The 21,809-nt window shown below is 42.8% G+C and carries 18 protein-coding genes; 4 read left to right on the forward strand and 14 right to left on the reverse strand.

Annotation, left to right across the window (positions count from 1 at the left end):
- Nucleotides 1-152 precede the first annotated feature (152 nt).
- From AAE02nite_RS11445 to AAE02nite_RS11465, 5 genes are all read right to left on the reverse strand, one after another.
- Entirely contained in the window at nt 153-1,457 is a 1,305-nt protein-coding gene (locus AAE02nite_RS11445) for a Gfo/Idh/MocA family protein (protein ID WP_146897872.1), read from the reverse strand.
- 236 nt (nt 1,458-1,693) lie between these two features.
- The gene (locus AAE02nite_RS11450) at nt 1,694-2,500 is read right to left on the reverse strand and encodes an MBL fold metallo-hydrolase (RefSeq protein WP_146897873.1); all 807 of its coding nucleotides are present in this window, start codon (nt 2,498-2,500) and stop codon (nt 1,694-1,696) included.
- Between the two features lie 135 nt (nt 2,501-2,635).
- Nucleotides 2,636-3,880 (reverse strand): carboxylate-amine ligase, encoded by a 1,245-nt coding sequence (locus tag AAE02nite_RS11455; protein WP_146897874.1) that lies wholly within the window; start codon nt 3,878-3,880, stop codon nt 2,636-2,638.
- Nucleotides 3,864-5,342, reverse strand: a complete 1,479-nt coding sequence (locus tag AAE02nite_RS11460; protein WP_146897875.1) for a RimK family ATP-grasp domain-containing protein — start codon at nt 5,340-5,342, stop codon at nt 3,864-3,866. Before AAE02nite_RS11460 ends, AAE02nite_RS11455 begins: the two co-directional genes overlap by 17 nt.
- Before the next feature lie 9 nt (nt 5,343-5,351).
- A complete protein-coding gene (locus tag AAE02nite_RS11465; RefSeq protein WP_246150982.1) occupies nt 5,352-6,083 on the reverse strand; it encodes a C39 family peptidase in 732 nt (243 codons plus the stop codon).
- A 576-nt stretch (nt 6,084-6,659) separates the two neighbouring features.
- On the opposite strand from AAE02nite_RS11465, the gene AAE02nite_RS11470 reads away from it, so the two are divergent.
- Nucleotides 6,660-8,006 carry a DUF1015 domain-containing protein gene (locus tag AAE02nite_RS11470; RefSeq protein WP_146897876.1) on the forward strand — a complete coding sequence of 449 codons (1,347 nt, stop codon included), beginning with the start codon at nt 6,660-6,662 and terminating at the stop codon, nt 8,004-8,006.
- Entirely contained in the window at nt 7,924-8,496 is a 573-nt protein-coding gene (locus AAE02nite_RS11475; protein ID WP_146897877.1) for a Maf-like protein, read from the forward strand. The genes AAE02nite_RS11470 and AAE02nite_RS11475 overlap by 83 nt, the downstream gene beginning before the upstream one ends.
- Before the next feature lie 180 nt (nt 8,497-8,676).
- Here the strand turns inward: AAE02nite_RS11475 and AAE02nite_RS11480 are convergent, their stop codons facing one another.
- Nucleotides 8,677-9,087 carry a T9SS type A sorting domain-containing protein gene (locus AAE02nite_RS11480; protein ID WP_146897878.1) on the reverse strand — a complete coding sequence of 137 codons (411 nt, stop codon included), beginning with the start codon at nt 9,085-9,087 and terminating at the stop codon, nt 8,677-8,679.
- Between the two features lie 158 nt (nt 9,088-9,245).
- On the opposite strand from AAE02nite_RS11480, the gene AAE02nite_RS11485 reads away from it, so the two are divergent.
- Complete coding sequence (locus tag AAE02nite_RS11485) at nt 9,246-10,217, forward strand: aldo/keto reductase (RefSeq protein ID WP_146897879.1); 972 nt, start codon at nt 9,246-9,248, stop codon at nt 10,215-10,217.
- 158 nt (nt 10,218-10,375) lie between these two features.
- Here AAE02nite_RS11485 and ggt read toward each other — a convergent pair whose 3' ends face one another.
- The 3 genes from ggt to AAE02nite_RS11500 form a co-directional block, all read right to left on the reverse strand.
- Nucleotides 10,376-12,007 carry a gamma-glutamyltransferase gene (gene ggt / locus AAE02nite_RS11490; RefSeq protein WP_170252582.1) on the reverse strand — a complete coding sequence of 544 codons (1,632 nt, stop codon included), beginning with the start codon at nt 12,005-12,007 and terminating at the stop codon, nt 10,376-10,378.
- Between the two features lie 146 nt (nt 12,008-12,153).
- Entirely contained in the window at nt 12,154-13,125 is a 972-nt protein-coding gene (gene arsM / locus AAE02nite_RS11495; protein WP_146897881.1) for an arsenosugar biosynthesis arsenite methyltransferase ArsM, read from the reverse strand.
- Between the two features lie 76 nt (nt 13,126-13,201).
- Nucleotides 13,202-13,939 carry a DUF547 domain-containing protein gene (locus AAE02nite_RS11500; RefSeq protein ID WP_146897882.1) on the reverse strand — a complete coding sequence of 246 codons (738 nt, stop codon included), beginning with the start codon at nt 13,937-13,939 and terminating at the stop codon, nt 13,202-13,204.
- A gap of 401 nt (nt 13,940-14,340) precedes the next feature.
- On the opposite strand from AAE02nite_RS11500, the gene AAE02nite_RS11505 reads away from it, so the two are divergent.
- Complete coding sequence (locus tag AAE02nite_RS11505; protein WP_262713460.1) at nt 14,341-15,330, forward strand: pyruvate dehydrogenase complex E1 component subunit beta; 990 nt, start codon at nt 14,341-14,343, stop codon at nt 15,328-15,330.
- A gap of 100 nt (nt 15,331-15,430) precedes the next feature.
- Here AAE02nite_RS11505 and AAE02nite_RS11510 read toward each other — a convergent pair whose 3' ends face one another.
- The 5 genes from AAE02nite_RS11510 to AAE02nite_RS11530 form a co-directional block, all read right to left on the reverse strand.
- Nucleotides 15,431-16,813 (reverse strand): undecaprenyl-phosphate glucose phosphotransferase, encoded by a 1,383-nt coding sequence (locus AAE02nite_RS11510; protein WP_146897884.1) that lies wholly within the window; start codon nt 16,811-16,813, stop codon nt 15,431-15,433.
- A gap of 60 nt (nt 16,814-16,873) precedes the next feature.
- A complete protein-coding gene (locus AAE02nite_RS11515) occupies nt 16,874-18,028 on the reverse strand; it encodes a glycosyltransferase (RefSeq protein WP_246150984.1) in 1,155 nt (384 codons plus the stop codon).
- A gap of 108 nt (nt 18,029-18,136) precedes the next feature.
- Nucleotides 18,137-19,405, reverse strand: coding sequence for an O-antigen ligase family protein (locus AAE02nite_RS27020; protein ID WP_371863465.1), 1,269 nt, complete (start codon nt 19,403-19,405; stop codon nt 18,137-18,139).
- 10 nt (nt 19,406-19,415) lie between these two features.
- The gene (locus AAE02nite_RS11525; RefSeq protein ID WP_146897886.1) at nt 19,416-20,663 is read right to left on the reverse strand and encodes an O-antigen ligase family protein; all 1,248 of its coding nucleotides are present in this window, start codon (nt 20,661-20,663) and stop codon (nt 19,416-19,418) included.
- A gap of 8 nt (nt 20,664-20,671) precedes the next feature.
- Nucleotides 20,672-21,685, reverse strand: a complete 1,014-nt coding sequence (locus AAE02nite_RS11530) for a glycosyltransferase family 4 protein (RefSeq protein WP_170252583.1) — start codon at nt 21,683-21,685, stop codon at nt 20,672-20,674.
- Nucleotides 21,686-21,809 lie beyond the last annotated feature (124 nt).

The following is a 21,809-nucleotide window of genomic DNA, read 5'->3' on the forward strand; positions in this document are numbered from 1 at the left end:
CTATTGCCTCTGGAGAAAATTAAATTCTAAATTTTCTCCGGAGGCAATAGTATTAAAAGTTTTTTTTCAATAAACTACCTTAACAATTTAACCTTTCGCCAATACCTTGAACTTTATTTCACGGGTCAATCAACTATCTTTATTAATTTTCTTTAAACAACATTCGGTACTATATAGGGTGCGCGGTAAGGGCGGCTCAGCATGAGGTTAGCTGTATTGTCGTTTATAAATTGCTCTTTTACCGGGTCGAAATTTAAGCTGCGGCCCAGGCGGTACGAAATATTAGCCAGGTGCGCCAGGCCTGAAGCCAGGTGGCCGGTTTCGATGGGGCCGTGCAGCAGTTTTTTATCGCGGGCACGAACGGCATCAATGAAGTTCTGGAAATGGTCGCCGCCCGCATTGCCCGCAGGGCCTGGGGTGCGTTCTTTTCCCAAAAAGGTTTTAAAATCGTTGTAGCCGTTTACCACCATGTACCCTTTATCGCCGTAAAAAAAGTTACCAATTTCCACGCCATCTTCTTTATTCGTCATCCACGGACGCACCTCAAACTGAATCATTTTACCTTGTTTGGGATAATGAAAAGTAGAAGTTAAAACCTCCGGTGTTTCCTTGCAGTCTTTCCAGAGGAATTTGCCGCCGGTAGAAGAAATTACCTCGGGCAAACCTACGTCCAGGCCCCACAAACATAAATCGGTTTCGTGCACACCCTGGTTGCCAATATCGCCGTTGCCGTAGTTCCAGAACCAATGCCAGTTATAATGCACATAATTTTTACTGAAAGGTTTTTCTTCGGCCGGTCCCTGCCATAAATCCCAATTTAAATCCGCCGGTGCCGCCGAAACACCCTGGTCCCCGATATCGGGGCGCCATTTAAAGACCACGCCGCGCGCCATGTACACGTTGCCTATCAGACCGTTGCGCAGGTGCTGAATGGCCTCCCGGATGGCTACCGAACTGCGCAACTGCACGCCATGTTGTACAATGCGGTTATATTTATCTGCGGCCTCAATAATTTTGCGGCCTTCAAATAAATTATGCGAAGCTGGTTTTTCCAGGTAAACATCTTTACCGGCCTGGCAAGCCCAAATGGTAGCTAAAGCGTGCCAGTGATTGGGTGTGGCAATGCTTACGGCATCAATATTTTTATCATCAAACACCCGGCGCAAGTCCTGCTCCATTTTAACTTTTTTGCCGTACTTCTTCTCAAAATCCTTCGCGCCCTCCTGTAATACTTTTTTATCTACATCGCAAAGCGTAGCCACTTCTACATTCTGGAGTTTCTTAAAACCCGTAATATGGTCTTTTCCCCGGCTGTTAAAACCGATCACCCCTACCCGGATGCGGTCGTTGGCCCCAAAGGCACTGGCCGGAATAATGGTGGGCATGGCTAATACGGCTAAAGAACCGGTGGTGGCCGCTTTCAGGAATGTGCGGCGGGAAAGGACGGAGTTTTTCATCTGCTGGTAATTAATTATAAGTGGTGGACAAAAGGTTGGATTGGGTAAGATAGAAATTTTTACTTCCTTATTAAAGATTTCCCAATATTTTATCTGCTCTTTAATGCCCCTAATCAGTAAAGAAACGAGCGTTTATCAGGATGCAGCCGCTGGGCTCAGATAGTCCGGTTTCTCAATGTCCGGTTAAAAGGCTTTTCCGGAAAATATATTTGGACCAACTTACAAAGCCGGAAAGTTCAGTTGTAAATCTGTAAATACCGGTTTATAGAACGGTCAAAAGCAGCGCGGGCATCCTGTGCAATGTGGGGTTCAAAAGCACCGTAGATTTTTTCGAAGGCAAAACCAGCCAAGGAATCACGGATACCTATAATTTGGTGTTTTGCCAGTGGAATCAGATTGGGGTAACTGTACATAAACGAAACAGACTTACGATCCATAGCTACCTGCACCGGATCTCCGGATAACAGAATACCCTTTCCTTCGGCTCCGGCCGGCCAATGCAATACACAAGCCCCCGGAAAATGGCCACCACAATTGATTATTTTTATACCGTCCCACAAGTCCAGGTAAGTGCCTTCCCAAAGCCTGATTACCGGATCAGGACGTTGTATCCATTGTTGATCAGAGGCATGGATATAAATTGGAATATGGCCGAACGCGCGGCTCCACTCTACTACAGTGGCATAATAATGCGGATGTGAAACACCAATGGCCTGTATGCCGCCCAGTTCCTCTATTTGTTGCTGGGTTGCTTCGTCTAATAGGGTAATGCAATCCCAGAGAATATTACCCGAAGGGCTTTGCAGCAAATAAGCTTTCTGACCAATTGCAAACTTGGGTTCGGTCTGGAGCCGGTATAATTGGGGCTCTACACCGTAAATTTTATTCTTGTAATCTTTCTGAAGCGCTTCCAACGTAGTCCATTGCTGACCATTCCAATTAACGTACTGGCGGTCGTCTTCGCAAATCATACAGTGGCTGGGTTCGCTTTCGGTAGCGGCTTTTTGTACCCCGCAGGTGGTACAAATAAAATTGGTTTGCATTATTTTATTCCGGCTAAATAATAGCCTTAAATAAAACCATATATCTTAGTTTTCAAAGTATTCAGCCGGTGCAAATTACTCCTGAGCCAAATACTTTAGATAATCTATTTTTATCCTCTAAGTCATACTATACTCTTAAACACCAAACATTTTACCCTGCGCCAGACAATCGGCCAATTGCAGATACAAGCTTTTTATTTTTTCCGGCGTGGGTGCCGGTCCCAAGGCGCGCAGTAAACGATCCGATAAATTCCCTTTGTGCAATATTACTTCTAAGGCCGATTTAACTTCCGGTGGAAAAGCCACTGTGCTTAAGGTTTCCGAAAACAAATGCTGCCAGATTTCACCGGCCGTATAAGCCGGCTTAGCGTTCAGGTTAAATAAACTGCAGTAAGTTTTATTTTTAATTTCTGCCGATTGCCCCTGCTTTACCACATCCAAAAAAATAAGTAATAAGTCGTCTTCTGACCATTTTTGCTGTGTTCCCCAGGAACACCATTTTTCTGAAACTAATAATTTTAACACCGCCACCACCAACTGTAAAATGGCCAAATCAGCCAAAGGACACTCCTGGTTATCAATTATCCGGATTTCGATGGCTTGCCGCTCAAACCGGGCAATGGCACCCCGGGAATTTAAATATTCATCCTGTAATATTCCGTCCGGATCGTAAGGGGCGATATCCTGATAAACGCGGTTTAAAATGATGCTTTCATAATCCGCTTTGGTGAAAACGGCCTCCGGAATAATTTTACCGGCAATGGAAGGAATGCGGGCCTGGTTTTGCCGGTAAACTTCCAGCCGCGTATCGGCAAAATGGGTTATTTTTCCGTCCATAGCGGGCGAGGCTGCGCTCAGGGCCGGAATAAGGGGCAGCAATATCCGGATAGCTGCATGCAGGCGGCCAAATTCAATATCGTCTGCAAAAGGCAGGTTCAGGTGGGTACTCTGGAGGTTAGACCAACCATGTCCCCGGCAATCGAAAATACGATTATAGGCTTCGTAAACCGCATTGTACTCGTGCGGCCAGAGCTGGGTATCGGTAAACGGGTTCATCAGCGGATGCATACCGGTGGGCAGGAGCCTGGCCTGATGCCGTTCCAATAATTTATTAATGTGGGTAACGTGCTCCTGAAAAAAGACCGGTAAATCTGCCAAATTTTCGGCCGGGCCATTGGTTTTCAGTTCAATTACGTGCAGGACCAGTTCGTTAGACCAGGCAATTTTGGCAAATTCCACATCTGACACATAAGCTCCTACTTCGTCGTAAATTACTTTATCGGTAATGGGTTTAACAGCCAGTGTTTGGGAATCTACAATCATGTATTCCAGTTCCACGCCGTACCCCTCGAATAAATGCAGTTTAGGTGCCGGACTCATTTTTACTTACCTTTTTAGCATCCAACCTTCTTTTTATGCTTTTCATGATGGCCAGGTACAAATCTTTTTTAAGAACCTGATCTTCCCACCCATGGTCGATACTGGGGTTATCGTTCACTTCTATTACATAAGCTTTATCGCCGATTACTTTCAAATCCACGCCGTATAATCCATCGCCAATTAAATTTGCCGCTTTCAGGGCGGTGTGCATTACAAAGAACGGCACTTGTTCCATGGGCAATGTTTCTACGGTGCCGGTCGTGTCATTCTTTTTACCGTCCCAGTTATAAATCTGCCAATGATCTTTGGCCATAAAATATTTGCAGGCGTAAAGCGGCTGTTTATCCAGAATGCCAATGCGCCAATCGTATTCGGTGGGCATAAACTCCTGCCCGATGATGAGTTCGGAAGTTAGCAGCATTTGGCTTAACTGCTCTTGCAGGCTTTCTTCGTCTTTTACTTTTACAACCCCCTGCGAAAAAGAGCTGTCTGGCCGTTTTAAAACGCAGGGTAGCCCTAACTCCGGTGTCACCTGGCACCGGTTGTCTTTATGAATAATCATGGTTTTGGGAATCGGCACTTTGGCCTTGGCCAGTAATTCCGCGAGGTAAACTTTGTTCGTGCAACGTAAAATGGAGGTGGCATCATCAATCGAAACCAGACCGTCGGCTTCGGCACGGCGGGCAAACCGGTAGGTATGGTGGTTTACCGAAGTGGTTTCCCGGATAAACAAAGCATCAAACTCGGCCAGCCGGCGGTAATCGTCTTTTGAAATCAGCTCCACGTAAAAACCCAGCGATTCGGCAGCACTCACAAATAATTCCATGGCCCGCCGGTTCGAAGGCGGGGCCTGTTCGGCCGGGTTAACCAAAATAGCCAAATCATAAACGGAGCGGGAGGCGCGCACGCCCGAAAAACGGTTTTTGGCAAAGTAGGCCTTGGCAAATTTTACCACGTACCGCTGGTGTTCGTCGGGCACTTCGTTTAACGGTATAGGCTGAATACTCTGCAGAATCCATTCTTTGTTATACACAAACTGGGCCCGCAGCAATGGTGCCTGAAAGAGCGTATGCAGCTGCTTGCTCAGCTTTTCGTATTGTTTCGCCACATTCTGCCCAAAATAAATGCTGAGCGTAAAATTACGCGATTTCAGCCGTGATAAACTCTTCTGGATTAATTCGTTCAACTCCTCGGTAATGGCCCGCACAATGGTTTGGGACTTTAGATCCTGGATGGTGGTGACGTTGGGGATAGCTTTGTGCCCCCGGGCTTCGGCCAGCAACGACACGTAATACCCGGTACTCTGGTATTTATACGAACGGCATAAATTAAAAATACGGGCATTTTTTATTTCGGTAAAGGAAGAATCGGTCAGGTACGTTTTAGCCAAAACCACTTCCACTTCGTCAATAGTATTGTACTCCCAGTCTTCGGGATTATTGACCACTACAATCTTGCGCATGTTATCTTTCTAAGGATATTCGGGTGGTTCAATGACTAGTAAATTTGCATCGTAAGTTACTATGCCCAGCATAATGGCATTTAAAAGGCGGCTTATTTTTACTTCGTAATAATTATTCTGAAAAAAAGGGTTTTCCTGGTAAGGGTCGGCCACAATAATATGTTTTTCGTCCTGACTCAGGCCGCACAGAACCACAAAATGGCCCAGGGGGTAACCTCTGATATCATCGTAAATACTTTCGTTACGCTCGTTAACCCGTTCGCGGGCACAATTATAAAGGTAAGTAGCACTCAAGCCCGTCAGGACCGGCACCCCTTGTTTAAAGTAATTTTTTAGCAGCGATAAGGTTAGGTCGGCGTATTTCATTTCACCGCCCATTTCCAGAAATTCGATGTAAGCTTTGGTAGCATTATGGAGTTTCGGATCTTTTTTGTGTAGCAATTGTTCTTGTAGATTCCGGATGGTTTGGTGATTATCCGGATGCAAAAACCAGGTAGGATCAAAAACCTGAAGATTATAGGAATAAATTTTAGCTTTATAACCTCTTTTGAGCGCATGAATGCCCAGGTAAACGGCCAGCGTCCCGCCATCTTCCAGAAAAGAAACTTCCCCAATTACCTGTTCCAGGGTAATATCATCGTCGAAGTACCGGTAAACCGCATGCAGGCTGGTAGGCCCGCAGGTAGAATCGTCGGGTTGGGTTAATATTTTTAACTTGTTCAGTAATTTAACCGGTAGCACAGGTTCCTTAATTGTCTTTTCAGTACAGTATGCGATATATACGTAGGCAACAATTTTAGTTTGGCTTTACTTTTATAAACCCGAAATATTATTTACGCTTGCAATACTGATTAGGTCTAAGAACAAAAGAGAAATTGCCTTGCCTGCTGAGACCGGTTAAAGCCTGAACAAGGCTATAAGCATAACAGGACCGTAATGGCGTTTTCCTCTTTAAGTCACAAAGGTATAACGGATTAGCCGGTACTATAAAGCAATTGCGGACAGCAATAGAACAAAGGGCGGCGAATATTCCCCCAAAGCCCAACCATTCAGGTGGTATAATGCCAACGAGCTACCGGGAATTAAATAGCCAAAAAAAGAATAAAATTTAAACCCAAGTGTTTAAATTGGCCCGGCACCAGACTGCGCGAACTAAAGGCTTATAAATATTAGAGAAGATCGGTGGTGTTGTAGTTACAGGATGTTTCTACTCATAATCATAGTTATCTGAGAAATCTTTAAAAAGGTTATCCTAAACACCCAAACTTCTAGTTACTTACTACTAACCAACAATTACTAAAAGCAAACAGCTAAAAAATGGCTGAAATAAGACCCTTAAAAGGCTGGCGATACCAGGCAGCGCTGGAACCCGATATAAATGAACTTACCTCTCCCCTGTTCGATGTAGTTTCGGAAAAGCAGCGGCAGACCCTTTACCGACAGCCATACAACAGTATTCATTTATCGGTACCGGCCGGACCGAACCCCGCCGACCGGGCGGCGGCCTTACTGTCCGAATGGAAAAAAAATGAAGTGTTGCAGCAGGATGTTTTGCCCGCTATTTACGTGTATTACCAATATTTTACCTTGCCCGGCAGCCATCAGGAATATTGCCGAAAAGGCTTTATGTGCCATATTTGGGCTTATGATTGGGCCGAAAAAATAATGCTGCGCCACGAAAACACTTTGCCCGGGTCAGTTAACGACCGCCTGGAACTGCTGGATAAAACAAAAATGCAAACCAGTGCTACCCACGGCCTTTACACCGATCCGCACTGCAGCCTCGAAAAATACCTGGATGAAAGCATGCAAGCGCCGTTGTACGAAACCGAAGATTACCAGGGCGCCCGCGATGTGCTTGCGGTTATTCAGGATCTGCGGGTAATCCGGGAGTTTATGCGGGTGTTGGCCGATAAGCAAGTATTGCTGGCCGACGGGCATCACCGGTACGAAAGCTCTTTAACTTACCGGCAAAAAATGACGTCGCAAAATCCAAACCATACGGGCCGGGAAGCTTACAACTACCATTTTATTTATCTGACCAATACCGAAAATGAGGACTTAAAAATATTGCCTACCCACCGGGTTTTAACTGGTTTACCTTTCACGGACGAAGCGTTTCTGCAAAAGTTAACAACAGATTTTATTATAATACCCGTAGAAGATGCGTTTGCGCTGAACGAAATAATTGCGGGTAAAAAATGGGCTTTTGGTTTGTACCTGGGCGGGCGGGCTTTTAAAATCAGGCTAAAACCCGAAAAGTTTCCGGAACTGGACTGGAATATGCCACCGGTGGTAAAAGACTTGGATTTAACCGTACTCCATTATTTTGTGTTTGAACGGATTATGGGTATCCGGCGCAACCACCAGCGTAATTTCTCGGACCTGCAATACAACCGAAATTTTGCGCAGTGCTTAACCCTGGTAGATACCAGTCAGGCCAGGGCCGCTTTTATAACCAACGAAGTAACCATGAACGAGGTAAAACAGGTATGTTACAGCGGAGCCGTGATGCCGCCCAAGTCTACCTTTTTTTACCCAAAAGTAATTACCGGCTTTTTATTTAGCTCTATCGAACAACATGAATTCGAATCGGAAATTGATTCTTGCTTCCAACTCGCCCCGCCGCAAAGAACTGCTGGGTCAGCTGGGTTTAACATTTGAGGTAAAAGTAAAAGAGGTGGCCGAGGATTATCCCGAACATCTGCAACGCGCGCAAGTGGCCGAATACCTGGCCAATCACAAAGCGGAAGCTTACCGGGCTGACTTACAGGACGAAATTTTAATTACGGCCGATACCATCGTTTGCCTGGATAATTTAGTTTTAAACAAACCGGCCGATGAAGCCGAAGCCTGCCGGATGCTGCGCCAGCTTTCGGGCAAGGTGCACGAGGTAATTACGGGTGTTTGCCTGCTCAGCCAGGAGAAAAAAGACTTATTCCACGACATTACCCAAGTGCATTTCCGGTCGTTATCAGAAGCCGAAATCAGCTATTATGTGCAAAACTATCAGCCTTACGACAAAGCTGGCGCTTATGGAGCGCAGGAATGGATGGGTATGGTGGCCATAGACCGGATAGAAGGTTCTTACTTTAACGTGATGGGTTTACCGGTGCATTTGTTATATGCCCGGCTGGAAAAGTTTACAGGCTAAAAATCCTGGCCAAGTTTCCTTACACTGCAACTGGTTGGTATTATTATGCATTTAACTCAATATTAGCCGGTTAAAAAATGCTGCAACAGCAGATAGTCAAACATTTTGTGTGGTTTATGAATATTATAAAGCGCACCGGGCAAGGAAAAATGCCACCGGTTCCCGGCGCGCTTTATAATATTACCGCCGGATTCTTATCTTCTTCCAGAAAGTAGCATCTGAAGTTTTTACTTCAATGGAATACAAACCCGGATTTAGTTTACCAATATCCAGGGTGTGGGTCATTCCGGCTGCCGCCGGCAAAATAGAGCTGGCGTATAAAACTTTACCGGCGGTATTCTTTACCTGCAAAAATCCTGTTTCGGTTAATAATTGGTCGAACTGGAGCTGGAAGGTGCCGGTTTTTTTATTGGGTTGTACTTTAATGCCTGAGAGCGTAGATGCTTCGTGGAACCGGTATTTGGGGTTATCTTTTCCAGCCACAGTTGGTTTATCATTTCCGCCAATCGACTGAAAAGCCCAGGTATTTCCTGCTGAAAATAATAACGCCACTACCAAACCAAAACAGGCAAACAGTTGGGGTACTCTCATAATCTTAAATTTTAGGGTGAATATTGCTGGTACTGGTTAAGGCATAAACCAAATTCATTCCAATTATGAGATTTTTGCCATAAATTTTAGATTAACTTTAAGCCTGCTTAAGGAGTAAAACTATACCTGCTTTAAAACTACATTATTAAACCTAAACAATGGAATACAGAAGATTTGGCCGTACCAACTGGGAAGTAAGCGAAATTGGCTATGGCATGTGGGGACTGGCCGGCTGGACCGGCTCGGAAGCCTCGGAATACGAACGGGCCCTGGATTTATCGGTAGAACAGGGCTGCAACTTTTTTGATACGGCGTGGGGGTACGGCGCCGGCAAAAGTGAGGAAGTGCTGGGCCAGTTGCAGAAGCGTCACCCCGAAAAAAAATTATACCTGGCCACTAAAATTCCGCCTAAAAACTTTAAATGGCCCTCTAAAGCCGATTACAAACTGGAAGATTGTTTTCCGGCCGACCACATAAAAGAATATACCGAAAAAAGCCTGAAGAACTTAGGCGTTGAAACCATTGATTTGCAGCAATTTCATGTGTGGGAAGATAGCTGGGCTAATGACGAGCGCTGGCAACGCGCGGTAGAAGATTTAAAACGCGAAGGTAAAATTCGGGCGATGGGCGTAAGTGTAAACCGTTGGGAACCAAATAACTGCCTGCGTACGCTTGAAACCGGTCTCATTGATGCGGTGCAGGTAATATACAACATTTTCGACCAGGCGCCGGAAGACTTATTATTCCCAGCCTGCGAACGGCTGGATATTGGCATAATTGCCCGCGTACCTTTTGACGAAGGAACCTTAACCGGCACCCTCACGAAAGAAACTACCTTTCCGGCCGATGATTGGCGCAGCACTTATTTCGTGCCCGAAAACCTAAACGCCAGCGTAGACCATGCCGATGCTTTGAAACCTTTAATTCCGGTTGGCATGAATTTGCCCGAACTGGCTTTGCGCTTTATTCTGGCTAATAAAACCGTCGGCACCATTATACCAGGCATGCGCAAAGTCCGGAATGTGGAAGCCAATATGCGGGTAAGCGACGGCAACAATTTATCCGAAGAACTATTGGCCCAGTTAAAAGTGCACCGCTGGGACCGCCAGCCTACCGAATGGTCGCAGTAGGAATATAGGTTGAAGGTTAGGAGTTAAATCTCAACTGTCATTCGGGAGGAACCTATTTAGCAGCACGCTAATAAGTTTCTACCTGAATGGCAGAAATGCGTTCTAATCGCTAACAATATTATGGTTATTATTTAACATTATAATTTCACTTTGCCCTGCTAATAACCTTCGGCCCAGCCGGCCCGGCGGTTATCAGCTTCGGCTTCGTACCAGTCAGTTTCGGGGTTTATTAATATCGAATGCGCATCGCCCAGAAAATCTACCTCCGTAATCACATGGCCCTTGGCCGCAAGTTCTTCTACGGTGGCTTTATCCCAGCGGTCCTTCTCCAGGTAAACTGTATCGGGCATCCAGTGGTGGCTTAAACGGGGTAACTCCAAGGCTTGGCGTAGCGGTAAATTATACAAGGTAGTATTCAGAATAATCTGTAAAACCGTATTTAAGATGGTGCGCCCACCCGGCGAACCGGTTACCAGAAATGGTTTACCTTCTTTCAATACCAGCGTGGGAGTCATGGAACTAAGCATCCGCTTACGCGGTGCAATTCCGTTGGGATTGGCCGGGGTAATTCCCTGAAAGTTTGCTTGCCTGGGATTGATGTTAAAATCGTGCATTTCGCAATTCAGCAGAAATCCCAAATCTTTTACTACCGCTTTGGAGCCAAAGGCTTCTTCCAGCGTAACAGTAGTAGAAACCATATTGCCATCCTTGTCAACCACCGAAAAATGCGTGGTTTCCATATTTTCGTTGTGTACCAGCACTTTGTCGGATAATCTTTCGCTGGGAGTAGCGCGCTCCAAATCAATTTTGGCGGCAATGTTTTTTGCGTAAGCTTCGGATAATAATTTATCTATGGGTACCTCTACAAAATCTGTATCACCTAAATAGGTGGTACGGTCTAAGAAGGTGTAACGCATGGTTTGGATGAGCAGGTGCAGGTTCTGCGGCGCTAACGGAATTTGGGTATCGAGTTTAAAGTTTTTCAGCACATTTAGCATTTGCTGCACCGCAATACCACCGGAGGAGGGCAAAGGCATACCAATAATTTCATAACCCGCAAAAGTCCCTTTTACGGGTTTCCTGATTTTTGCTTCGTAGGTTTTTAAATCGGCCAGACTGATAATACCGCCATTCGCCTGCATATCGGCTACCAATTTTTCGGCTAGTTTGCCTTCGTAAAATGCTTTGGCGCCGCCTTGGGCTATTTCCCGGAGGGTTTGGGCTAAATCAGGCTGCACGAATAAATCTTTTCTGGTATATGGCCTACCATCGGGTTTAAAAAAGATCCGGACAGATTCGGGAAAACGCGCTAAATCCTTCTGATTTTTAACAAGGCTGGCTGCATCGTATTTATTCAGGTAAATTCCGTTTTGCGCCAGGTTAATAGCAGGTTGCAACAAAGTAGCCCAGGGTAAAGAGCCATATTTTTGCCAGGCCATTTCCAGCCCTTTTACCGTGCCTGGTACTGCCGCTACCAAATAACCAAAGTTACTCTTTATATAATCTACGGAGCCGTCGGTATTCAAAAACATTTCGGGAGTTGCCAAAGCGGGCGCCATCTCCCGAAAATCTATCGCGACTTCTTCGCCGGAAATTAAACGAATAAGCATAAACCCGCCCCCGCCTATATTACCGGCAAAAGGGTGCGTAACGGCCAGGACAAACGCGGTTGCTATCGCTGCATCCACGGCATTCCCTCCCTTTCTAAGCACCTCCACTCCTGCTTGGGAGGCGTATTTGTCAATCGAAACAACCGCTCCTTGGTGGGCTTTAACCGATAGTTGCTGCACTATTATATTTTATCAAACCTTTAACCTGAAGGCTCACCAGAGAATATACATTTAAAAAGAATATTAGAATAAAGCGAAAATCTATGAGCCCTTCCAATAACTAATAATTTATAACTTATAACTTTCAACTAATTACTTACCAGCCTTTAACAACACCCGCCACCATCATAAAAATAAGTTGATTCGGAAATAAAAATATCGTTACGGCCCAAGGCAGCTAAAGCTTTCGCGGTTTTGTCGCAAACGGCTAATGGCTGATTCTGCAGCAAGGTGTGGCCTTTACCATCATCAAAAAGCACCTCGTTGCCGAAGTAAATAGCTGTTTTGCCGGTAAATACACAAGGACCATCGGCCGGCATCGGGTCTTTGATGGCACAAACTTCTACACTTTGTATAAATATCAACTCATTGGTGTCGTATTGACCGGGAGCCAGAACCCGGTACGGCCGCCTGGCCCGGATTTCTACCGTTCCAAACCCTACCTCCGTAATCATTTGAATATAGGTTTGCAACGGCATGGCACCGCTCAGGCAGAGCGCCCGCAGCTTTTCATCGTTCTTCAGGTTCTCCGGCATTTCGGTTTCGCAGATAGGGTCCGACAACACCAAACGGCCGTGTGGTTTTAACACGCGGTACATTTCGCCTAATGCTTTTTTCAGGTCTTCGGCTTTAAAAATATTAAACAGGCAGTTCTGGGCCGCCACATCAATCACTTCATCTGCTACGGGCAGGTTCAGCGCGTCGCCTTTGCGCAGTTCTACAAAATCCGCTTTAAACCAAGGGTTTTCGGCTTCGGCTTGTATAAAATTATTCCGGTTGGCAGCCAGCATTTCGTCTACCACATCTACCCCAATAATGGCCTGGGGCTTGCGGCTAAAGTAAGCAAACTGTAAAAGCTCCATGCCTCCGCCTACACCTACATATAATATATTAGGGCTATTTATTAAATCGCGCGGATGTACGGTACTACCGCAGCCGTAATTCATTTCCTGCATGATACGGGGAATCCTTAAACCCGGCAATTGCCAAACGGGCGTGGTGGTACAGCATAAACCTACATCGGGCGTAAGCGCCGCTTTTTTATATACATCTTTGGTAATTTCTAAATAAGAATCCATTAGGGTGGTTAGCGTTTATATAATTATTTGTTTTTAGAAGAGCCTGAAAATTATTTGGCAGAAATACCTATATAATTTATTCGTTCAGGTTCCAGTTGTAATCGAGGTAAGTTATGCTGGCATTTGGCCGCAATTTAAAGCTGGCATATTTATTAATAAAATCTACGAGGTTGCCTTGTTTGGTAAAATCATCTTTAAACCAACTAAAAATAGAAGACAATTGCGCTTTGGCCGGCGTTATTTTATTCCGGGATGGATCATTGATAAAATCTTTGGCCTGCGCCTCCAGTTGCTGCTCCACCCGGGCAACCACAAAGGCTTCGTTTAATAATTTAGGGCAGGAAACCGAAGCACACACAATGGCAAAATGAATCCGGGGCTCGTTAAAATTTTTCCGCAGAATATCGTGCTCAATATTATTCAGGTCGTAGGTATTCCGGCCTATCCGGATAAACTTAATATCCCAGGGGGTATTTACAAAGGGTATTTTAATAATACTGCCAATATCTTTAATGCTTTTAAGTGGGTAATGGCGGATAATTAACTGTATAGTAAAGGCATTATAGGCATTTATCCAGTAAGCCAATTGGTCGTTCTTACTCCAGTTTTTCTGGGGCGGATTAGCGCTTAACTGCTTTAGGTAAACATTTAGTTGAGTACTGTCTTTGATAAAACCTTTATAGTTTACGTTGCCGGCGGTATTAACATGTTGTTTTAGCAGCCGGGTAAAAGCTTCGTGCGAAACAGGTGTTTGAGCAGCTAATTTGGTTTGTACGGCAACATATATTAAAAGAAGGAGCACTATTTTTTTCATTCAGAATGGATTTGAATATTCTTTAATCTATTTAGGTTTAGGGGATTAAACCAGGTTCTCCATTTGCCAGGCTTCTGGCTAGCTGCGCATTATTGTCTGGTTCAAGGTTTATCTTTTTTCTGCTATTATTCCTTCTTAACTGTTAGTTGCAGGTAATGTTTTATTTAAGTGAATGATGCTTCCTATTTTTAATAGCTGCAAATTGCTTTCTCATAAAATAATCTTTTTAACTCCAACTGTTAAATCACAACCAAACTAATCCGAATATAGTAAATTTACCATTACTTAAATCTACTGCGGAATTTCTGATAAAAAGGCTACTTATTTACATTTTTCATTTTAACTTTGAACAGAAATAAAAAATGAGCCAGCCTCTTTAGCTGCAAAAATTTATTCGTCAACTGAAAAACATGCGAACAATACAATTTAGAGAAGCCCTGCGCGAAGCCATGTCGGAAGAGATGCGTCGGGATGAGCGGGTATTCCTGATGGGAGAAGAAGTGGCAGAATACAATGGTGCCTACAAAGTAAGCCAGGGTATGCTGGATGAATTTGGCGCGGAACGGGTAATCGATACGCCAATCGCCGAATTAGGCTTTGCCGGTATTGGTGTGGGTGCGGCCATGAACGGCTTACGCCCTATCATCGAATTCATGACCTTTAACTTCTCGCTGGTAGCTATTGACCAGGTAATTAACTCCGCGGCCAAAATAATGTCCATGTCCGGTGGCCAGTACTCGGCGCCCATGGTATTCCGGGGCCCTACCGGTAGCGCCGGTATGTTATCGTCGCAGCACTCTCAAAACTTTGAAAACTGGTATGCCAACTGTCCTGGTTTAAAAGTAGTGGTTCCGAGTAATCCGTACGATGCCAAAGGCTTGCTTAAGTCTTGTATCCGCGACGAAGATCCGGTTATCTTTATGGAATCGGAGCAAATGTACGGCGACAAAGGCGAAGTGCCGGAAGAAGAATATTTAATTCCGATTGGGCTTGCCGATGTAAAACGACCTGGTAAAGACGTGACCATTGTTTCATTCGGGAAAATCATGAAAGTGGCGCTGGCGGCCGCCGAACAACTCGAAAAAGAAAATATTTCGTGTGAAGTAATCGACTTACGTACCGTTCGTCCGATAGATTACAAAACTGTACTGGAATCGGTTAAGAAAACCAACCGCCTGGTGGTGGTAGAAGAAGCCTGGCCTTTAGCCTCCATTTCTTCCGAAATAGCCTTTAACGTACAGCATAACGCCTTCGATTACCTGGATGCCCCGGTGAAACGCGTTACCTGCCGCGATGTGCCATTGCCTTATGCCCCAACTTTAATCGAGGCCTCGTTGCCCAACGTAGAAAGAACGGTAAAAGCCGTAAAATCGGTTTTATATAAAAAATAAACTTTTATTTCTTTCAGAACACTTCTAAAAAGAAAGGCTGCCTAATCATTGGGCAGCCTTTCTTTTAAGGAATAATTTTAGGGCAACTGGAACTGGTTCTTTAATAAGCATTTTTATCACCTTTAACCGTTTTAAATAAGGTGAGGAATATTATTTTTATATCCAGCCAAAAGGTCCAGTGCTCTACGTAGAAAATATCCATTTTAATGCGGCCTTTCATCTGGTGCGGCTCCGAGGTTTCGCCCCGGTATCCCATAACCTGTGCCAAACCAGTTACGCCCGGTTTAATTAAGTGCCGCGACATGTACCGGTCTATCAGGCTGCGGTAATCTTCGTTTAATTTTATGGGGTGCGGCCGGGGCCCTACCACCGACATATCACCAACCAATACATTAAAGAATTGCGGCAATTCATCAATACTGCTCTTTCTTAGAAAACGGCCCAACCGAGTTATCCGATCATCATTTTTAGTAGCCTGTTTCACTTCTGCATCTTCGTTAAGCCGCATACTCCTAAACTTTAAACAATCAAAAGGCTGATTTCCCTGGCCGTTACGCTTTTGAATAAAAAACACCGGACCCGGTGAATCTAATTTTATTAATATAGCAACCAGCGGCACTAACCAGGAGAGCAGGAAAATAATGATGGCAGAAGAAAAGACAATGTCGAATACCCTTTTTATAAACTGATTTAGTAAATCGTCCAGCGGAATAGGACGCAAAATCATGATAGGTAGTAAATCGTAAAAATCGATGCGCATCTGGCGGGCCTGAATCAGATTGGATTCCGGTAAAAATTTAAGTCTAATTAGATTTTCTTCCGAGAAATCTATTAATCTGGTTACCTGATGGGCACTCAACTCATAAGGGGAGCAATATATTTCGTGAACCTCCTCTTTCAGCACATACCTTTCTATATCATCAACTCTACCCAGTACCTTATGGCCATTCTTCGGATTATCATCAAAGAACCCTAAAAAGCGGTAGCCATTATCCGGATACATTTCAAAAAATTTTTTCAACTGGATGGGCCCTTTGCCATAACCCGCAATTACTACCTTTTTGTAATTGCCACCTTTAGAGCGATAATATTTTAACAAGTAAGTTAAACCTACCCGCCAGCTGGCACTCAGAAAAGTAAGAAAGATGTAAGAATAAGTAAGAAAACTACGGGAATAAAAGCCGTTTTTCGTAATGTTTAAGGTAGCTTCTACTACCAGAATAAATAATACCACCTGTTTTATCAGGTTGTTAATAATATGAGTAATACGGGTTACCCGCTTTATATTATAAGAATTTAATATAGAGGCAGAAGTAATCCAGGCAAAGTTAAAGTATAAAAGTAAAGTGAGGCTACCAGAATCGAGAAAGCCTTGAAAACTACCATACTTAAGGAGGTAACTAGCTGAAGCGGCCGTATTTAATAAAAGTAAATCACCAATGGTATTAATAACTTTTATATATTTCTCGTTCTGCCCAGGCATTAAAGTTTCTAGCTAATTCCGCAACAAATTTAACAAATAATAACCGCCGGTAAATACTAGTTATAAATTAAAAGCTGCCGTTAAGGGCTGGTTGTGCTTATCCCGGAATTTATCTGATACAAAAAGGCGGATAGCCTTTATAAAGTTAGTTTCATCGAACCGAAGCGCATTCTTCCGAATAAATTCCGGATCAAATTGCGCATATATTTTCTCCATGGTTTCAATGGCATCCATTAAGCTCTCAGAATTCTGCTCTTCAAAAAACATGGCAGTGCTTCTTTTAGGATTTCCTTCATAAGGAATCATGGTATTAAGTACCCCTCCTTGTCCGAAAGCTATTACCGGCCTTCCGGAAGCATTGGCTTCCAGTGGCGTAATACCAAAATCTTCGTATTGCGGAAATACCAGTGCTTTGCACCCTGCGTATAATTCTCTCAGCTCTGTTACCGATAATCCGTTTTTAAAAATAATATTGTCTTTGGCGGCAGCTTTCAGTTCGGCCTCTTTCGTGCCTTTACCCACAATAATTAACTTATAACCTAAATGGTTAAAAGCCTCAATTGCTAAATCTACCCGCTTGTAGTACTCCAAACGGGTAACCATCAGGTAATAATCCTGCACGTTCTCGACCACCTGAAAATTATCAGCAACCACTGGCGGGAAAATAACCGGAATATGATTTTTGTAATCGTATTTTTCTTTAATTTTTTGGCTTGTTTCAGCGGTGTTGGCGATAAAATAATCCGTCCGCTGAGCAGCCTGATAGTCAATTAATTTCAGGCATTTAATCATAGCCTTTAAAACCATTTTTTTAAGGCCGTGTGTGTGTAAATATTCTGAATAAGACTCTGGAAACCAGGCTAACCGGAAAGGTTGATGACAATAATTAATTACAATAGCCTTGGGCGAAACCTTTACATATTTTGCACAATAAGTAGATGAAACAAGAACCACTTCATATTCAGTAACATCCAGTTGCTTCATAGCCATAACACCCAATGGGAAAAATAGCTTTTTCATCTGATGCTCATCTTTCACTAAGCGCTGGTACCAGGATGTATGAACAACACACCCTTTAAAATCAGGATAAGTATCTTCGGGACTATAGCACAAGGTAAAAATGGGCGCTTCCGGAAAAGCATAGTGAAAACAACGGGCCACCTGCTCTGCTCCTCCCCGCCGCATTAAATCATCGTGCACAATGGCTAGTTTCATGCAAAGAATATAAAAAATATAAATAACTCATTTTTCTGGCCCTAGCTTAAATCTAATTACAGATTAAATAGGCTAATTTGTAGTAAGTCTACTAACCCGAGCAAAAAATTAGATCTTGTTCTGGAGGTTACGTTGGTATTGCAGCGATTCTACATCTTTTGTATCTTCCTCATTTCTGTTTTGAACCAGCGGGGCAGCCAATAGAGCGTTGAAAAAAGCGTAAAAAATTACTCCTTTTTGCCGGTTCAATATCGATTCGGTAATGCAGGCAAATGTAAATATTAAAAGGAAGTACATGTAAAGTAAATGCGTTCTCTTTATTGCCAATACCAACGGAAAAGTAAGAGTTAGCAAAAGCAGAACTAAACCTACTAAACCATGGCGTGTCATTTCTTCTAAAAACTCGTTATGTAAGTTGTAGTTATACAAGTGCCCCCAGAACTTTTTATCCTGGTAGCAAGCTTGTAAAAGAGGTTTTACATCGCCCGTACCAACTCCTTGCAGCCAGGCTTGATTGGCATCTAAAATATCAAAAGCGCAGGACCACTGAATTAAACGAGGAGTAAAAGGATGATGTACGCCTCGCAACAGCAATATTTCAGTAACCTTCTGACGCGTAGCCGGCAGGCTTAATACACCACTGAAACCAATGAAAGCAATAATCAAAATTAAAATTAAAGCCCGATAATTTTTAGTTTGAATTGTAAATAATAGCATTTGCAGGCCTAATAAAACGAATGAAATAAATAAAGCCATTCGTGCTCCAAGAAATATTAAAACAATATACAGCCCAATTACCAACAGAATAAAACCACTACGCATGATTTTATTTAGTATTTGCCAATTTTTATTTAATAAAAAGGTTAAACTTATTATGGAAAATACCAAATAAAGTCCGGAGTAAGCATGGTGCAAATCAATAATATCATCAATCGCTTCGGTGAGTTGGGGTACCTTAGAAAGGTCGCCGAAAGAAAGTTTTAATTTTATTAACGCTAAAGTTAGTAGTCCAAGGCAACTTAAACCAAAAGAGCCTACCAAGGCTAATAATTGTTTACTTTTTAAGGCAGGCAAAGACAATATCAGAAAAGGCAATAAAATCAACCCTGCTTTCTTTTCTAATTTTGTTAGGGCATCCTGCACATCGGTGCTATATAAAATTCCCAGAAACTGAATAAGATATACAGCAGAAAATATCCAGAAAAATTTATTTTTAAATACAGCCTTGATTTTGATGAAGAGGTTTCCGGTAAAAAACCAGAATACCAGCAACAAACCAATTGCCATATTATTTAGCGTTACATGCAGCGGTATTGTAATTGCAATGAAAACCAGCAGAATGAAATAAGTTTTTTCCTGATATTTTTTAAGAAACATAGCGGTTAAACTAAACTGTGTTGGGTGTAATATTTACTTGTTTCTTTTGGTAGTTTACAAAAACATAATAAAGAGATAGCGCCAGGACAAACGGTAAAGCATTAGAGGGGGCAGTGATTCGGTGTTCGGTAAAGCTCATAACCGTTAAATTGAAGAAAGAAACCAACAGGAAATCCCTAACAGTGGGTTCCTGACCGTTTCTTAATAAAAATTTATAAACTGAGTACCAAAAAAGGATAAACAAAACCAAACCAATTATTCCTTGTTCGCCTAAAAAATGAAGAAAGGAATGGTGCGCATGGGAGTCGTTGTATACTTTTTCTTTTTGCTTGTTTGTACTAAAAACTCCAGGTATCGGGTCGTTAAAAACAAAGGGCACGTCGTTTAATGAGCCGAATCCCGTACCAACTAAAGGAGAATGGAAAAAGCAATCAACAGCCCTCGGCCAGGTTTCATACATTCTTACCAGCACATTGTTGTACTTAGTAGAAACAAAGCCATAGTGCTGCTGAACAAAAATTTCGTAATTTCTATAAATATTGGCATCCCGGCTGTTCATAATATGTTTCTTATAAACCGGATAGGTATCTATCAGAATATAAATCTGAATTGCCGACAAGGCTACTAACAGGCAGGCTATTAGGTATGATTTTCTGAAATAGATTAAGAACAGGCAACTGAGACCCACTACCAAACCCAGAATAGATCCACGGGAATAGGTTGCATAAAGAAAAACAATGTTTAAAAACAGAATGATAAGGTTTTTATAGGATTTCTTCTCCAGAAAGTAAATAAAAGCCAAAGAGGTAACTATACTATAATACCCACCTGCACCATTTGTAGATAAAAATAAACCGGAAAATGCATCTTTTCGCTGCAGAACATTGATGCTATAAACAATAAGGTTAACTCCGGTGGATAGATACAGGAAATAACGGAATAGCTTATTAATGTTGAATTTAAGGCTCAGAAAAGGTAAAACCAACAGCGGTAAATACGAAATAAAAAAATTGCCATCGTAGCGGTAAAACCCGAATTGAGTAAAAGATGCAGGATGGTATAACAAAGTACTAATACCGGCAAATAAAAAAAATAAGAGTAGCCAGAAAACGGTTTTAGGTAAATACCGGCGATTTATTAATATAAAAGGAAAAAGTAAAGCCGCCACCAGCGATGGTAAAGGACTAATAAATAAAATATTAGTCATGGTGCCGAATAAACCTAAAATAGAAGCAGCAATAATTAATTGTCTTTGCATAAAATAATTTATAGCAGGATATTAATTATACCGGCTAAATTTTCGGCAGAGCGTTGCCAGCTAAAATCTTTGGCTCTGGCAAAACCTTTCAAAATTAGCTCTTTTCTGCGTTCTTCGTTTTCCGATAGCAATTTTATTGCAGCCGCAATTGTTGTTGAATCCAAAGGGTTCACATACAGGCTGGCATCGGCGCAAACTTCTGGTAAACTGGACGTTTCCGAAACCACTGTAGGGCAACCACATTGCATGGCCTCTAAAGGTGGAATACCAAAGCCCTCAAATAAAGAAGGATAAACAAACATTAAGGCATTATGGTAAATTCCGGCCAGTTCAGCATCAGGCACATAGCCCGTAAAAATAATATCAGGGTCTTCCTGTAATAATTCTTTCAAACCCGGATTGTTAAAAACTTTAGATCCTGCCCCCACAATTACTAATTTGGTTCCGGACAAATTAGCTTGTTTAAATCCTTTTATTAAGTTGTTTAAGTTCTTTCGCGGTTCAAGCGACGACACGGCTAAAATATAGCGTCCATACTTATTTTTATCCATTCCTAAACCATTGCCGGCAAAAACTTCTGAAACGGAATTATAAACAACATCTATCTTTTGCGCCGGAATATTCAGGATGGATTGAAGAGAAGTCTTCGAAAATTGGCTTACGGTAAGCACCTTTTTGGATCTTCGGGCAATCTGTGGTAAAAGACCTCTATAGAATAAAGCGAATGACCTAGAAAACCATTGCGGATTTATAAATACAGCCAAATCATGAATACAAACAACTTTATTTGAATAATAAACTGGAGCGGTATTACACAAATTTAAAAGTAACGGGTTACCTAATTTGTGTAAATACAGCGGCAATTCTAATTGCTCCCAAAAATGGCTCGAAAGTTTTCCATATATTTCCACCTTTAGCTCTTTTGCTAACTCTTTATGCCGAATATTAGGTGGGGCCACCAAACGAATATTTGGGATTAAGTTTATTAGAAGGCGGCAGATTTCAATTGCAAACCGCTGCACGCCGGTTATAGGCTGGGTTAAGAATCTGGCATTTACAATAATATACCTGTTCTGGAAATTATTGTCCATATAAAACGAGGGAAAGCACTACTGCAAAATAGTACAAAGTACTGGTGTAGAAAGT

Origin of the sequence: Adhaeribacter aerolatus (assembly GCF_007991635.1) — a bacterium.
GTDB classification, from domain to species: Bacteria; Bacteroidota; Bacteroidia; order Cytophagales; family Hymenobacteraceae; genus Adhaeribacter; species Adhaeribacter aerolatus.

Bases quoted from the DNA above. Each gene is read 5' to 3' on its own strand.
- AAE02nite_RS11445 (WP_146897872.1), bottom strand. From the start codon at position 1,457: ATGAAAAACTCCGTCCTTTCCCGCCGCACATTCCTGAAAGCGGCCACC.
- AAE02nite_RS11450 (WP_146897873.1), bottom strand. From the start codon at position 2,500: ATGCAAACCAATTTTATTTGTACCACCTGCGGGGTACAAAAAGCCGCT.
- AAE02nite_RS11455 (WP_146897874.1), bottom strand. From the start codon at position 3,880: ATGAGTCCGGCACCTAAACTGCATTTATTCGAGGGGTACGGCGTGGAA.
- AAE02nite_RS11460 (WP_146897875.1), bottom strand. From the start codon at position 5,342: ATGCGCAAGATTGTAGTGGTCAATAATCCCGAAGACTGGGAGTACAAT.
- AAE02nite_RS11470 (WP_146897876.1), top strand. From the start codon at position 6,660: ATGGCTGAAATAAGACCCTTAAAAGGCTGGCGATACCAGGCAGCGCTG.
- AAE02nite_RS11475 (WP_146897877.1), top strand. From the start codon at position 7,924: ATGAATTCGAATCGGAAATTGATTCTTGCTTCCAACTCGCCCCGCCGC.
- AAE02nite_RS11480 (WP_146897878.1), bottom strand. From the start codon at position 9,087: ATGAGAGTACCCCAACTGTTTGCCTGTTTTGGTTTGGTAGTGGCGTTA.
- AAE02nite_RS11485 (WP_146897879.1), top strand. From the start codon at position 9,246: ATGGAATACAGAAGATTTGGCCGTACCAACTGGGAAGTAAGCGAAATT.
- arsM (WP_146897881.1), bottom strand. From the start codon at position 13,125: ATGGATTCTTATTTAGAAATTACCAAAGATGTATATAAAAAAGCGGCG.
- AAE02nite_RS11500 (WP_146897882.1), bottom strand. From the start codon at position 13,939: ATGAAAAAAATAGTGCTCCTTCTTTTAATATATGTTGCCGTACAAACC.
- AAE02nite_RS11510 (WP_146897884.1), bottom strand. From the start codon at position 16,813: ATGCCTGGGCAGAACGAGAAATATATAAAAGTTATTAATACCATTGGT.
- AAE02nite_RS11515 (WP_246150984.1), bottom strand. From the start codon at position 18,028: ATGAAACTAGCCATTGTGCACGATGATTTAATGCGGCGGGGAGGAGCA.
- AAE02nite_RS27020 (WP_371863465.1), bottom strand. From the start codon at position 19,405: ATGTTTCTTAAAAAATATCAGGAAAAAACTTATTTCATTCTGCTGGTT.
- AAE02nite_RS11525 (WP_146897886.1), bottom strand. From the start codon at position 20,663: ATGCAAAGACAATTAATTATTGCTGCTTCTATTTTAGGTTTATTCGGC.